Genomic DNA, 12459 nt, shown 5'->3' on the forward strand with positions numbered 1-12459 from the left:
TTGTCAGCAGGGGGTTGCTATGGCATATTGAGTTATTCGACCTGGGCCAATGACATCAATAGCTGCCCGTCACTTAAAAGGTAGGCATGAGCAAAAAGAAAGAATCAAATACCTTCGACAACGTGATTAAACGTCAGCTCCATCGAACGTTGCCGCCACTTGACGTATTCATGAACCAGTTTCTTGATTATTCGGACGAGTCGTTTTTGCCGGTTAAAGAAACCATATTCGCCCATCTGAAAGAGTGGTTGGATATGGACGACATTAGCCAAATTTCCATGCAAATTACATCCCATCACCTACGCGAAAACGGCGCTCAAATAAGCAGTGGCACTGTAAGCGAGTACCTAACGGAAGCTCAACTTGCGGCTTGTATTGACGAGATCGTGGCCGTTTTTAATAGCATTCCTCTGACCTATGAAATTTTATTCCCACTTCCTAACATACGCATTCCTGAGGACATACGGCTATCTGAAAACATATCGTTGGTTCGTAGAACCAGTCCGTCGAGATTAAAGGGAGGAGCGCTTACTGTACTTGATGATTCAAACGTCCAGGCGTACTTTAAGACCACCGCTCGAGGGTACAGTAGTCTGACTCGCGGAAAGTCCGCCATGCGTGAAGCGTTATCAAAGTTAAAATGGATTGTACAGGCTGGCGCCGTCCGCGGAGTATTTTGTCATCGAGTTCATGGCGCACGAGGAATTTCGTTACCGAACGATAACCAAAACAAGTTATGTGCCCTCGTTAACAGACTCGGGGCAGACACAATAGAAACGTCTCTTGTTGAACTCGGTTTGGGAATGTCTCGCTATTTGGAACAGTTAGAAATATTTACTGATGAAGTACCGTTTTGGGATAGGAAATTAAGTTCCATTTCTGTTCAAGTGCCTATTAAGCCGGAGGCATTGGCAGTAGAAGTACCAAGAACGCTAGCACCTCTTGTTCACCTCCTAACGCAGGATGCTTTTGCAGAAAATACGCAGTCTTTACGAAGCGCCCTTGAATGGGCGTTTGATGCTGAAGCAGACGACGAGATAGTCCCAAGTCTCATCAAAAAATGTATAGCTCTAGAAGCAATTTTAGGTGAGCATTCGGAAGATCCCGACGCCCGTGGTCGGATAACGGATCGCTTCGCTGATAGATGTGCTTATCTTTTGGGAAGCACCCCGAGCGAACGCGCTGCTATAAGAAGGGACATGAAGGAGGTTTATACACTGCGCTCCGAACTTGTACACGGTGCAAAAATACATCTGACTCATAAAGATCACCGTATTAAAGAATCAGGTGATCGGTATTTGAGTCGAGTGTTATCTACAGAAATATCAATGCTCGAAAAGTGGTTAGCCTCTCGTGAGGCGTCGTCAAAACATTGAAGACGCCATATAGGAAAGTCATTTAGAATTTTAACTTTGGAAATTTGATCTACTTCGCAAAAAAAATGAGGGCCGCACTCACCACTGCCGCCCCTTAACATTGGAATTTTATGCCAACATTTACTTTTTCTGTTGCTACGGTAGGCGCAATGCGCTGGAATGGCACAAGCCCCGACCCAAACAATGCAAGGAAAACGCACCCGAATCACGATAGCGGCTTACCCCTGGAAGAAGTCAAGCGGTTGGTCGAGGAAGGCCTAAGGTTTTTTTGGCAGCTTCCTCCGTCCACACTTACCGGCCGCGGAGCGGATCTTATAAAAATCCATGCTGAGCTACGAGGAACGAAAGCGATTAATGTCATGATCGCGAAAGGCATTCATCAACGGAAAACTGATCCGCACATCCGAATTCAAATAAGTGGAATAGCGATGCATATTATGTTGTCTTGGGCCACGGAACTTAAGCATGGCCTTTGGAGCGCAGTCGGGGTGGAAGTATTTATTGGCAAAATAAAATGTCAATTTCCTACGGCCGCTACGCGAACATTTCCGGGGGCTAGGCGCGGGAGCGTAACCTTGGAAGTTATGACCGAAGAACGGAAACGGGCGGCGAAAGAATACAATGAAAGTTTGGCGTCGATACACAACTTGTTTGAAGGGTACCCGGACTAGAAGAGAAATTGGAGATTGTAGTCTTAAAGCAAGCTCAATTGCCTCGGATCGACGGATTGAATTTCTTCCGTCGTCTTAAGTATGCGCCAGATAGTACGCTCGTGTATGTACGGGGTGAATTTGCGCGTGATACGCGTAACACTGGCTCTGGCAGACAACCCTTCTTCCATCGTCAATCTATCAAACTCCGCGAGCACTTCTTTGTTCCGAACTGCTTTTAGAGCCCGGTGACACAACGGCACAGTAAACGGGTCGTTTCCGTAGAACTTGAGTAGCTTTTGCGCCGCCTCGCGTCCGACGGACTCGGCCATGCGCTCCAAACTGTTTTCGCTGTTGTACAAATTGATTGCATGGCCACCGTGCGCATCTACCAGCCGCAACGTCGCGGGGAGGCCGATTAATGCGATCAGCTTTTGGGCACTCTGTGGGAGGTGGGACAGGTCAGATTGCACGCAGGCTCCAGATTTTTACAAGTTTGCGATTTTTTTGGCACGGCGGTCAGCGTCATAGCTAAGCGCCGCGATGATGCTGGCAAGTGCCGAATGGTCACACCATTCAATGCGTTCCACCTTGCAAATGCGTTGTGCCAGCTTATCGGCGTATTCCCAAGGCCGGCCTGCCGTCGACAGCTGCGCTTCAATCTTCTTGATTTGCTTTTCGCGGTCGGTAGCGACATCGGGCTTAGCCCGGCCACCCGACCGCACTCGGGGCTTAAAGCCGATCTTCTTGAAATGATCCAGCAGGACTTTACGCTCTTGCCAAGACAGGTCTTTACTTGATGCCTTGCCGGTGACCTGGCGCAGAATATCGCGATACGCGTCATCCTCTAGCGCCAGCTGTAGCTTGGCGATGTGAATTTGCGCCAGCTCGGCCTTGCGCATCTGTTCGACGGTTCTCATGTTTTGCATAGTGTCTTGGCTGCTCATCAGTACCCGGCCACCACGGCGGGCAGACCATTTCCCAGGGAGGGAAATGGTTTCGCTCTTACTGCTCGACCTCAGCGTCGGTGTTCGACGGGTACTTAATTTGCGCGGCACCTATGATCTCCAGGCGCAACTCTGGTCGCTTGCTGGTTTGGTAGATCATCACGTCACCCTCAAACTGGCCGTGACATTTGACCGACCTTTGCAACAGTTTTACTACCTGAATGCCGGTCTCGGCCGGCATGAGAAAGTCGTTGAATCCAATGCTCACCACGCTCATACCTGGCTCAATCCTTTGTTTTCTAGTAACCATGGTTCCCCCGTTAAATGGCTGCAACGTCAAGACTAATCGGCGCATACTTGTCCTCGCCGATGCGCTCATAGAAGCGAATGTATTGCTTGCTGCCCACTACCTGCAGCGACTCACCGATGGCGGTCATCGCCCGCATCCATTTATCGTCCTTGATCTCCAGGCGGCGCAAGCCGAGCACGCGGCCGGTGTTAATTTTCCCTTCTTTGTCCGCCTTGAAAGCGTCTTGCACCAGCACCTGAATTTTCGGATCGCTGCCGACTGACCATTCGGCGATGCATTCGTCTATCAGCGCCTTCGCCGCTTGAAGACGCTCGTCGAAAGTAATGTTTTCCTGGATGGCGAGCTGCACCTTGTAGCGGCCGTCAAAGCTATGCAGCGTGATGTTGCCTTTTTTGCCGCCGATGGCGACGTCGTATTGCTCAGCGCTGAGGACAACGAAGGCGGCGACATCCTTGAACACCTGGTCCTTGAACTGGCCCAGCTCGTCGCGCAATGTTTTCGCGCCCAGGACCAGCTCCTGCACCAGGGAGTCACGAGTCTGGTCTATCGGTTTAACTAGTTCGGTCGGTACCAGGTGCCCATGGGCGTTTTGCATGAAGCCTTCTGGGACTGTGTTTTCTGCTTGTTTTTCTGTTTGCATCATGTTGTTCCTTGTTAAATATCTGTGGGGCCGATGGGGATCGGCGCTTGTTTGTCCGTTGGGGCTGGTCTAGCTTGGTCTGTTTTAGGCCAGGGGATCAGCGGTTCAAATAGCGATGGCATTAATGCAGGGCTCCTTTCGTTTCATCTCTGATGACGACCCGTTCCTGGATAAAGTCGTTCAGGGTAGTCACCAGGGCCTTGCTGTCCTTGCGGTAGTGCGCATGTACCAGACGCGACAGCCAGCCGCTCATGTCCTTGACCATGCCTTCAAACGCATTGCGTTCAGCCAGAGACTCAAGCAGCGCGGCCTCTAGCTCGTCATAGGTCGGCTTTTTCTTGGCCTCATAGAGTGCTTCCAGGTGCTGTAAAGCTTTGCTCATATCAAACTCCTTTCAGTTATTGCTTGGATGGTTTGTGAAGGGTTCTAACGCGTTCAAAAATGCTTGCCGACAGCATGCCGATGGCGGTGGCAGCGACTTCATCGTCGTTGCCGCTGACGCCGCGCAGGCAGTGGATAACAGCGTGCGCTACTTCGTGCGGGATCAGCTCGGCCAATCGGCCGTCCAGGGCCAGCACGATAGTTCCGCTGTGCCTGGCGCGCTCCGTCTTGCTGGCCTGGAAGTAGGCATGCACATGCTCACCATTGCGTCGCCGCCTGCCTTCGCGATACCGGGCGTCTACTTCCTGGGATGTCTGCAGCAGCTGGACGCGCAGCTTGATCCAGGAATAGGAGACCGTGAATGCGGTCATGCGCGCCTCCATTCGGTCCATTGGATGGCGCAGCCGTCGACAATCACGCTGCACAGCTTGTGGCCGTCACCGAACGGCCGGGCATTGAAGCCATGCCCTGCAGCGATCAGAAAATCCAGATTGCCAGGCGGTACGGTCAAGGTCGGCCTGGCAGCGCGGATGTCGATGCTGATAGCTTTCTGGCGGTTAGAGCGCAGCCAGCGGACGGTGCGATTGACGATATGCAGCGCCCTGACCATGTCGACATTGAGCACCTTCGGTTCTGCGAGTATTGCGGTTGCGACGTTGCTCATTGCGGTTCTCCTTTGCATTTGTTTTGGCACTGCTGGCAGGCGCGCCACTGCCCCATCAGCGTTGGGTTGTGGGTCGGCGCGCGCCGGCTGGATAATTCCCTGCAGACTTCGATAGGAATTTGCTTTGCCTGATAGGGGCAGTCCGCGATAACGGGCGGCTCCAGCACTTCAAGTGCCTTGGCTGCCAGCTTGGCCGTACCGCCTGGATAGGCTCCCTTCAGCGCCAGGCTGACGGACGTGCGCGAATACCCCAGCAAACGCGCTACTGCCGCGTTGCTGGTCTGCGCCGCCGCAGCCCTGATCAATTCCAGCCAGCGCGGTTCAGAGGTCGTCATCATTGGATGCCTCCTCCTGGTAGACGACCTTGGCGAGGTTGGGATCAAACAGGGACTTGCTGCGCTGGATCATGGGTGGTCGCGGGCCGGTGTATTTGCTGGGGAGCAGCCGATAACGCGCCAGGCCCATGCCCTTCCCTCTGCCCTTGTTGGCTTCTTTGACCACTTGCAGGTAACCGGCAGCCTTGAGCATGATCAGGTACATCTTGGCCGTGCCAGGCTTGACGACGACACCGGACGCACTGGCGTGTGCGGCCAGCTCGGGGGCATTGAAGTCCGCGATGATGCGCATGGAACGCCACATCGATTCGGTGCCCATGCCCTGCACTACCGGCTTGCCGGTCCTGTCCAGGCGTGGCGCTTCGACGCCGTTGTCACGGATCAGCGTCCAGGTCTTTTCAGAGCCGATCTTTGCGTTCTTCTCGATATGCCCTTCCAGAAAACCGCCCTTCTCCAGGCACATCAGGTAGGTATACATCGTGCCGTCGTCCACTTTTGCTTTACGGGAGATTTGATAGCAGGTGAAAGGCCCAGCGTGTTTGCGAATTTCTTCCCAAGCACGGTCGCGAGACCCTTTACCTCCTACCAGCTCTAGTTGCGCAGGTTTGCGCTTGGTTTCCCTTGGCATGTGCGACCTCTCAGACCAGGCGACGCTTAGGCGCGTCTCCGGTGTAGAGGTCACGGTCACCCCAGCGCGCCAACGTCATTTCCGGCTCGGCCATCAGCATGGCTTCTTCATGGATGCGCGTTAGATTGACGCAAACCCGGCGCACGGAACCTGCCGCCAGGTCCACAACACGCGCCAGCAAGTCGGGGGCGATGACGATGTCCGGGCAATAGATCGGTGCCAGCTTGAGGGCGTCGTCAAAGGAGACCGGCAGCGCGGGTATCCAGGCCATGATGCGGCTGTGGAAACGCTCCCATTTTTTAAGCTTGGTCGGCAAGGTCTCCTCACCGACCAGCATCAGCGTGCCCTGGCTGCCTTCGTAGATGTCCCTGACCATTTCGATCATGCCGTCGCTGCGCAGGCAGAAGTCGAATTCGTCAATGATCAGTGGTCGGCGGCTGGCGGCCAGCTGTTCGCATATCTGGTCCAGCAGATGGGAGACGGTGCCGGTAGGCTTGACGCCCATTTCAAACAGTATTTTCTCCAGGAACGCTTTGCGGCTCCAGGCGCTGCGCATCTGCACGTAGTAGCTGCGGGTCTGATTGGCGAGGGCTGAGCAGGCAATCGTCTTGCCACGGCCAGGTGGGCCGTATAGCGCGCCGATGCCTGGCAAGCTGTCCACCCTGGACATGAGCTTTTCTGTCGCCACCGCCACCAGGGCGAGGTTGGAGATATCAGCGACTCGATTGACCGGCATAATGATATTTGTCATACTTGCTTTACTTTCAGTAGGTAGATGCCGTTAGCGCGGCATGGTTGTTAAGCACTCTTGCGTTGATAAGTGCGGAATTCGGCGGTAGCCTGGTAGGTTTGCCGCCATTTCTTTTGCTTCTCGCAGTCCAGTTCCTCCTCTCTTAAAACATTCAATCTTTGCCATTCGGTCCAGCGCTCTTCCGGCGCGCCTGGCACTATCCATCCTGCCGTTTCGACTATTGCCGTTGGCATCGCCTCGACAGGCGCGGCGGGTACGATTTCCACCGGGATGGCCTGACGTGCGCGGGCTTCCAGCTGCTCGCGGGTGATGGTCATGAAGCCGGGCATCCTCACGGTGTCGACCTGCTCCAGCGCCAGCAGGCCGTACAGTTCCTCGCGCACCTCGACCAGCTTGGTTTCCAGCCGCTTTTCGCGGCCTGCAGCGCGTTTTTCTCTCGCTTGCTGGATGACTGACTTAGGCATGTAGTCGCGCTTGTTGGCGTCCAGCTCGGCAGTGCAGATGAAACGGCCGTCGGCGTCGTAGGCCCAGACCTTGTCCGGGTTGTGGATGTCGTAGCCGATGCGCAGCTGCTCGGAGTGGAACTCTTCCAGGACGCGGGCGAAGTAACGATTGCCGAACAGTTCTATCTCGCAGCGGCGCACCGTGCGCAGTACCTGGGGCCGGAACAACGGGCGGGCTTCGTCATCTTGGACCGTATGGGCGGCAAAGCCCTTGCTAACGGCCAGCGCCCAGGCTTCGTTCGGCGTCATGTGACGGCGGCGGCCGCTGACCGGGTCGGCGGTCTTGTCCAGCGAGCGGTGTGGACGGTTGTTGTACTCGTCCACCTTGGCTTTGCAGAACTCCACAAAGTGCGGCCAGCCCATAAGCGGCATGACGTTCGCTTCCCCTGGTTTGGCGATAGCCTTGCGGGATAACTTGAAAACGTTCAGCTTGGCCTGGCGGTCCATGTCGCGGCCCATGTAGCCGGGCACTTCCTTGGCGGCGTTGACCCAGATGGTCTGGTGCAGCTTTTCGATAACGCCGCGTGCCTGGGAGTTGTAGGGCAAGCTGTTTTTCATCTCGATGCCAAGGCGGGCCATCAGGCCGGTGGCGACGTCGGTCATCAGTTCATTCTTGTAGCCGGAGCCGTTGTCCACATAGAACACTGCCGGGATACCGCCTGTGAAAACCGCATCACGCAGCGCGTCCAATACTGCGAAGGCGCTTTCAGCCAGGCCGACCGACCAGCCGACTGCCTTGCGGGTGGCAATATCGACGACGCTGGTAATCTCCGGCCGGAATGGCCTGCCATGCATCGGGTGCTGGACCTCGGCGTCAAAGGTGTGGCCGTCTGCGCTGTAGATGTCTGCCGGCAGCAAGCTGTCGAAGCCGCGTCGGATGAATGGTTTCAAGGTCTTCAGCTCACGGTCACCCATGCGGCCCATTTCAAGCGTGACGTTGCCAACCTTGCTCAGGAAACGCCGCACTTGCCATACGCTGGGCAGTTCGCCGAGCGCATCCGTTGTATGGCGCAGGAATTCGCGGTAAGCGTGTTCCACCGTGGGCTTTTCTGGGCGTTGATAGCAGGCTAGAAACGCAGGCGCCCAAGCCGGTATAGTGAGGTCACGTTCCCGTTTCTTGGGGGCGAGCATGCCGCCGCGCTGGTATTCGACGAAGCGCAGCAGGCTGCGGTCGGACGGCAGGCCGTCCGGGCTTGATCGGCCGCGCTCGTCGCGTGCCATTTTGAGCATGTTGACCAGCTGCTGGTCGGCCTGGCCTTTGCGCGCCATATCGATCAATGCACGCGCCGCCTTTTTTAACGGGTAGCCCGAGCGCTGCATCAGTAGTTCTAACGCCAGTAAAACGCCCTTGCGGGCATCGGCCTTGAGGGACTGGCCCTCGGTTTCGATCAGTGGCAGCTGGTTCTCAGGCCCGACCGCTAGGCGCTTTGCCGGCATGGTCGATACCAGATTCTGCGCAGCTTTGGCGCGGATGGCTTCCATTACCTCAGCTGGCGGTGCGTATTCTTTGCGTACACCTCCCTTGCCGCCTTTGCCCTGAACCTCTATGAACGCCCAGCGCTCAGTTTTGGCCCGCTTGAAAATTGCCGGTCTCGTGGTCGGCAGCCCCGGCAGTTGCATTGCCGCCAGCGCTTCGGCGTCGTAATGTGTTCTGATCGCTCCCGTATTCATTGCGCCGCCCTAAACAAGTCCAGTTCAGGCGTGCCATTTTTCAATACATTGCTACGGTGGTAGGCGACCTTTGTCAAAGTTGCGGTCAGGGACGCAATTGTCTCGTCCAAAGCATCACCGCTCTGATAGAAACGAACCAGCAGAGCCATCGCATCTGCGAAAGTGACTTGCAACTCCGCCAGCTCGGTGACATCCGATTTTTTCCCTGCTGGTATGCCGACCACAATTTTGTCGCCGTGTGCGATGCATAGGTATTCGCTTACAAACGCGATACCACAGAAAGCTTCAAATTGGCGCACGCGATTCAGAGGCATCGTCGTGTCTGCAAGCCAGCGGTATAACGTCTTGACCTCAATACCCATGAGGTCTGCGATTACCTTAATTGGCCGGCGATTTTCTGCCGCAAATTCGACACACAGTTCCTGTGCCTCGCTGAGGCTTGTTGGCCGCGCTGACTTCAATCGTTTGTTTCGCATAGTTGTTTTCCGGCTTCGAGAAACGTGTTTCTGGTGGTTTTGGCTGGTTCGCTTTAAGATTTCATCCATGCCAACCGGTAAATCAAATGGTTGTGTGGAGTTGTTAAGCGTCCGTTTTAGGGTTGCTTTCCGTGTGCTTTATGTGTGTGGAGTGACAAAACCGGCGTAAAATTGCGTTTTGCATAGCGCGCCGGCCAGATGGCTTCGGGTGTAACCCCGAGAGCTGCAGCGATGATCCCTTCGGCCTTTAAATAAGGTCGATCCAAAGCTGATTTCAGAGTGCCGTCACTCAGGCCACTTTCGCGGGAAAGTGCACGCAATGACCACCCTTTTTTATGAAGGGCGGCAACGACATCCGCCCGATGCATATCGTCTTGGGCGGTTTTTTTTAGGGTATCTAATACGCTCATTGAAGGCTCCTGTGTGGTGAGTCAATGAGCGCATTCTAAGTTGTATAGTTGTTTCTTGCAACAAGAAACAACTAAAGAAACAACAAATATTTATGCACTTTCCCTAAGTGATTGATTTGTTTAGTTGTTTTTTTAGTTGTAAATACTTCGATCAAGAAACAACTTTTAGCGAAAGGTTGTTTCCGTATGCAAAAGAGCTTTAAACAAAGATTTTTGGAAGAAGCCGGCGAGCATCCGTATGCATGGGTGGTTGCTCTCGGATTGCCGAAGGACTTAGTGTCTGCGGTAGCTAGAGGCAACGACGATTACCGCCCCATCCAGCGAACGCTAAAAAAGCTCGCAGATGCGACAGGAAAAAGCGTGACGTGGTGGCTCACGGGGGATGACGGCGCGGATACGAAGAAGGAACAAACAAGCGCCACCGTTGTTGGAACAGTAGCGGCGGGCTCGGCAAGAGTAGATGTCCACAAACTGGAGCTCGCTGTGAAGGCTCTGACGGACTGGGAGGTAGCAAGGGGCAAGCCGGTGAGCGATGAACGCCGGCCAGCCGTAATCGCCGTCTTGTACGATTACATTGTCAGCCACCCTGGCAAAGAGCAAGAAGGTCTGGCCACAGTACTACGAGCGATTGGATAAAAAGAAACATTTCTGTAAATCAACTAAAATGCAGCTTTTCTTACATTTAGTTACAGGCATGGATTCGCAGGATAACTTGTGGTTGGGTAAACTCTCGCGCTTGCTGGATGAAGCTGAGGCTGGCGTAACGAATAAGAGAGGCCCTTGTTTGCAGCATTGCGCCGCCTATGATGGCTCGCCGGCTGCAAACGACACCAGGTTCGCAGCTTCCCAAAAGAAGTAATAATCCGGGCCGTTCCATTCGAGCGCCAAAAAAGGCGCAAAAAGGGCTGAAACGGTCCGCTTTTTGCGTATTGCGCGCCAAAAGACTAAAGCGCCCGAAAACTAATGCAGCCTAATAACTGCAGGGCTTCCCGTCAATTTATCCCTCGAACGTCCGGTGTCAAAACAGGCACTCCCTCACAGTAACTTTGAACTAAGTTGCGCTTACTTTTACACAAACATAGAATTTCAGACGTACCAGTCCTGACTTTTTTTCCACCTCCCGCAATCCATTTAGCGATGCTACCTGATTGAAGCGACATGCTGCACAAATTGCTCAGTGTTAAAGAATAACTTGCCTTTGGACTCCCAAAGGTCCCTAAAGGCGAGTCGCATAAACTTTGTCTCGTTTGAGACCAACACATCGGCATGAAGCAAGTGCGTCATCAGATCAAGGTCTGCTTGGGCATTCAGGTCAATCTTATCGTTGTCGCGCATCGCAGCGTAGTACCCCATGTAGACCATGTTCCTGACAAATTGTGAAAAATAGGGATAGGCTGAAGGCGATCTTGCCCATCGAGCAGCCAAGCCTATTGGGGATCGGTGTTTGAAGTGATGCTTGATGAAAGAACGGCCAAACGGAATAAATTCAGTTTTCATTATGTCGACTAACTCGCTACGTGCGTGCTTGTTTGCCGCATTTTCTGGTGCTCGGCGCCAATCCTTTACTGCCTGTCGGATGGCCCTCCATTCTCGATTTTGCGCTTTTCGCTTTCTATCATTTTCATCTAAATCCTGCCGTGCTCGTTCAAACCCATGCCATGAACCGTCGGGCGGCAGTGCGCGCACGTTCCGTCTTAATGCCCCATAATCCTTTGGCGGCATATAGATTGGAGTTTGATGCTTGCGATTATTGATGAGTTCATCCTCCCATATGTGAACGAAGTCGTTACATAGGCGATCTGAGGTATTCAGTACGTACGGTATCCATTTATTCAATAGGTCGTCACGTTTTGCATCTATCCGATATGCTTTAAAAATTTCCTCTTGGAAAATGTGACTGTAAATGACATTGACCAACCCTTCCTCTACTAGTTGACGGAAAGGGCTTTGCTCCAGCAGTTCGAAAGAGTCCTTTTGAAACACATTTGTATCAAACACCACGCGCAGCACTGTCATCTGTGAGTCCCTCGGCTTCGAATTAAAACCCGCTACAGCGGGTTTTTGTCTATCGGCTTACCAAACAATTTCAGCGATCTACCACTTCTAACCGGCTTAGCCTGCAGCGGCGCACACAAGGCGATGAGACTACACAATAGGCTTTGAAAAAATGTTCACCAGATTTCCATCAGGGTCACGCACCAGCAGCGATAGATTACCCCATGGCATACGTGTTACCGGCATAACTACTTCAACATTTTCCTGTACAAGGCCATCGCATACCGCTTCGACATCAACCACCTCGAACTCAAGAATGGCCGACCGGTTGGCGGCTGCTATTGCCGCTCCGGCGTTAAAGCGCGCCACCAGCTGCTGCGAAGAAATAGCGAGCGTAGCGCCTTCAAAGCGCACTTCGGCAAAGCCATCTGCAAGCCGGCTAGCTTCTATTCCGGATAATTTTTGGTAGAAGGCAAGGACGGCTTCAAACTGCTCTGTAACAAGGCGGATAGATGCGAATTTCATATTGGGTTCCAATTCAAAAAAAGGAAGCTCAGTATGTTGGCGACTAATGTCAGTTTCTGTCAGCAGTGTTGACTTTCATTCGACGGATGCCGGTTTCAGTTCATCGCGCAGGAGCTATCGTCTGCTTGCGAGTGACTTCTTCCAGAATGAGGCGCTGCTCATGGTAACCCCTATGGCGTATGGCTCGGCTATCTTCA

The 12459-nt window shown here is 53.6% G+C and carries 18 protein-coding genes and 1 other RNA gene; 3 read left to right on the forward strand and 16 right to left on the reverse strand.

Translation table 11 applies throughout. The features are described from left to right. The first annotated feature begins 86 nt into the window (after positions 1-86). Both ACO0LO_RS01885 and ACO0LO_RS01890 read left to right on the forward strand, forming a co-directional pair. Entirely contained in the window at positions 87-1376 is a 1290-nt protein-coding gene (locus tag ACO0LO_RS01885) for a hypothetical protein (protein ID WP_422962492.1), read from the forward strand. Between the two features lie 110 nt (positions 1377-1486). Then, positions 1487-2047, forward strand: a complete 561-nt coding sequence (locus ACO0LO_RS01890; RefSeq protein WP_422962493.1) for a hypothetical protein — start codon at positions 1487-1489, stop codon at positions 2045-2047. A 23-nt stretch (positions 2048-2070) separates the two neighbouring features. Here ACO0LO_RS01890 and ACO0LO_RS01895 read toward each other — a convergent pair whose 3' ends face one another. The 14 genes from ACO0LO_RS01895 to ACO0LO_RS01960 form a co-directional block, all read right to left on the reverse strand. Beyond that, positions 2071-2499 (reverse strand): hypothetical protein, encoded by a 429-nt coding sequence (locus ACO0LO_RS01895; protein ID WP_422962494.1) that lies wholly within the window; start codon positions 2497-2499, stop codon positions 2071-2073. Positions 2500-2514: 15 nt separating this feature from the next. Next, entirely contained in the window at positions 2515-2973 is a 459-nt protein-coding gene (locus ACO0LO_RS01900) for a gp16 family protein (RefSeq protein ID WP_422962495.1), read from the reverse strand. Beyond that, an RNA gene (locus tag ACO0LO_RS01905) (hammerhead ribozyme type II) lies at positions 2960-3031 on the reverse strand. The genes ACO0LO_RS01900 and ACO0LO_RS01905 overlap by 14 nt, the downstream gene beginning before the upstream one ends. Further along, on the reverse strand, positions 3032-3250 hold the full coding sequence (locus ACO0LO_RS01910) for a hypothetical protein (RefSeq protein ID WP_422962496.1): 219 nt from the start codon (positions 3248-3250) through the stop codon (positions 3032-3034). A gap of 43 nt (positions 3251-3293) precedes the next feature. After that, positions 3294-3878: a DUF3164 family protein gene (locus tag ACO0LO_RS01915; protein WP_422962497.1), complete on the reverse strand. Its 585-nt coding sequence runs from the start codon at positions 3876-3878 to the stop codon at positions 3294-3296. A 166-nt stretch (positions 3879-4044) separates the two neighbouring features. Continuing rightward, complete coding sequence (locus ACO0LO_RS01920) at positions 4045-4305, reverse strand: hypothetical protein (RefSeq protein ID WP_422962498.1); 261 nt, start codon at positions 4303-4305, stop codon at positions 4045-4047. A gap of 16 nt (positions 4306-4321) precedes the next feature. Next, positions 4322-4675 carry a hypothetical protein gene (locus ACO0LO_RS01925; RefSeq protein ID WP_422962499.1) on the reverse strand — a complete coding sequence of 118 codons (354 nt, stop codon included), beginning with the start codon at positions 4673-4675 and terminating at the stop codon, positions 4322-4324. After that, positions 4672-4968 carry a hypothetical protein gene (locus tag ACO0LO_RS01930; protein ID WP_422962500.1) on the reverse strand — a complete coding sequence of 99 codons (297 nt, stop codon included), beginning with the start codon at positions 4966-4968 and terminating at the stop codon, positions 4672-4674. Before ACO0LO_RS01930 ends, ACO0LO_RS01925 begins: the two co-directional genes overlap by 4 nt. Next, positions 4965-5306, reverse strand: coding sequence for a hypothetical protein (locus tag ACO0LO_RS01935; protein ID WP_422962501.1), 342 nt, complete (start codon positions 5304-5306; stop codon positions 4965-4967). Before ACO0LO_RS01935 ends, ACO0LO_RS01930 begins: the two co-directional genes overlap by 4 nt. After that, a complete protein-coding gene (locus tag ACO0LO_RS01940) occupies positions 5290-5931 on the reverse strand; it encodes a hypothetical protein (protein WP_422962502.1) in 642 nt (213 codons plus the stop codon). The genes ACO0LO_RS01935 and ACO0LO_RS01940 overlap by 17 nt, the downstream gene beginning before the upstream one ends. A gap of 10 nt (positions 5932-5941) precedes the next feature. Next, positions 5942-6682 carry an AAA family ATPase gene (locus ACO0LO_RS01945; RefSeq protein WP_422962503.1) on the reverse strand — a complete coding sequence of 247 codons (741 nt, stop codon included), beginning with the start codon at positions 6680-6682 and terminating at the stop codon, positions 5942-5944. A gap of 47 nt (positions 6683-6729) precedes the next feature. Next, complete coding sequence (locus tag ACO0LO_RS01950; RefSeq protein ID WP_422962504.1) at positions 6730-8856, reverse strand: Mu transposase C-terminal domain-containing protein; 2127 nt, start codon at positions 8854-8856, stop codon at positions 6730-6732. After that, on the reverse strand, positions 8853-9332 hold the full coding sequence (locus ACO0LO_RS01955) for a hypothetical protein (RefSeq protein WP_422962505.1): 480 nt from the start codon (positions 9330-9332) through the stop codon (positions 8853-8855). The genes ACO0LO_RS01950 and ACO0LO_RS01955 overlap by 4 nt, the downstream gene beginning before the upstream one ends. A 116-nt stretch (positions 9333-9448) precedes the next feature. Then, entirely contained in the window at positions 9449-9742 is a 294-nt protein-coding gene (locus ACO0LO_RS01960; protein ID WP_422962506.1) for a helix-turn-helix domain-containing protein, read from the reverse strand. 186 nt (positions 9743-9928) lie between these two features. On the opposite strand from ACO0LO_RS01960, the gene ACO0LO_RS01965 reads away from it, so the two are divergent. Beyond that, positions 9929-10378, forward strand: coding sequence for a hypothetical protein (locus ACO0LO_RS01965; RefSeq protein ID WP_422962507.1), 450 nt, complete (start codon positions 9929-9931; stop codon positions 10376-10378). Between the two features lie 504 nt (positions 10379-10882). On the opposite strand, the gene ACO0LO_RS01970 is transcribed toward ACO0LO_RS01965, so the two are convergent. Then, complete coding sequence (locus ACO0LO_RS01970) at positions 10883-11758, reverse strand: hypothetical protein (protein ID WP_422962508.1); 876 nt, start codon at positions 11756-11758, stop codon at positions 10883-10885. A gap of 129 nt (positions 11759-11887) precedes the next feature. Beyond that, positions 11888-12262 carry a VOC family protein gene (locus tag ACO0LO_RS01975; protein ID WP_422962509.1) on the reverse strand — a complete coding sequence of 125 codons (375 nt, stop codon included), beginning with the start codon at positions 12260-12262 and terminating at the stop codon, positions 11888-11890. Positions 12263-12459: the final 197 nt, after the last annotated feature.

The sequence above is a fragment of the Undibacterium sp. TJN25 genome, from assembly GCF_049339885.1.
Classification (GTDB): domain Bacteria; phylum Pseudomonadota; class Gammaproteobacteria; order Burkholderiales; family Burkholderiaceae_D; genus Undibacterium.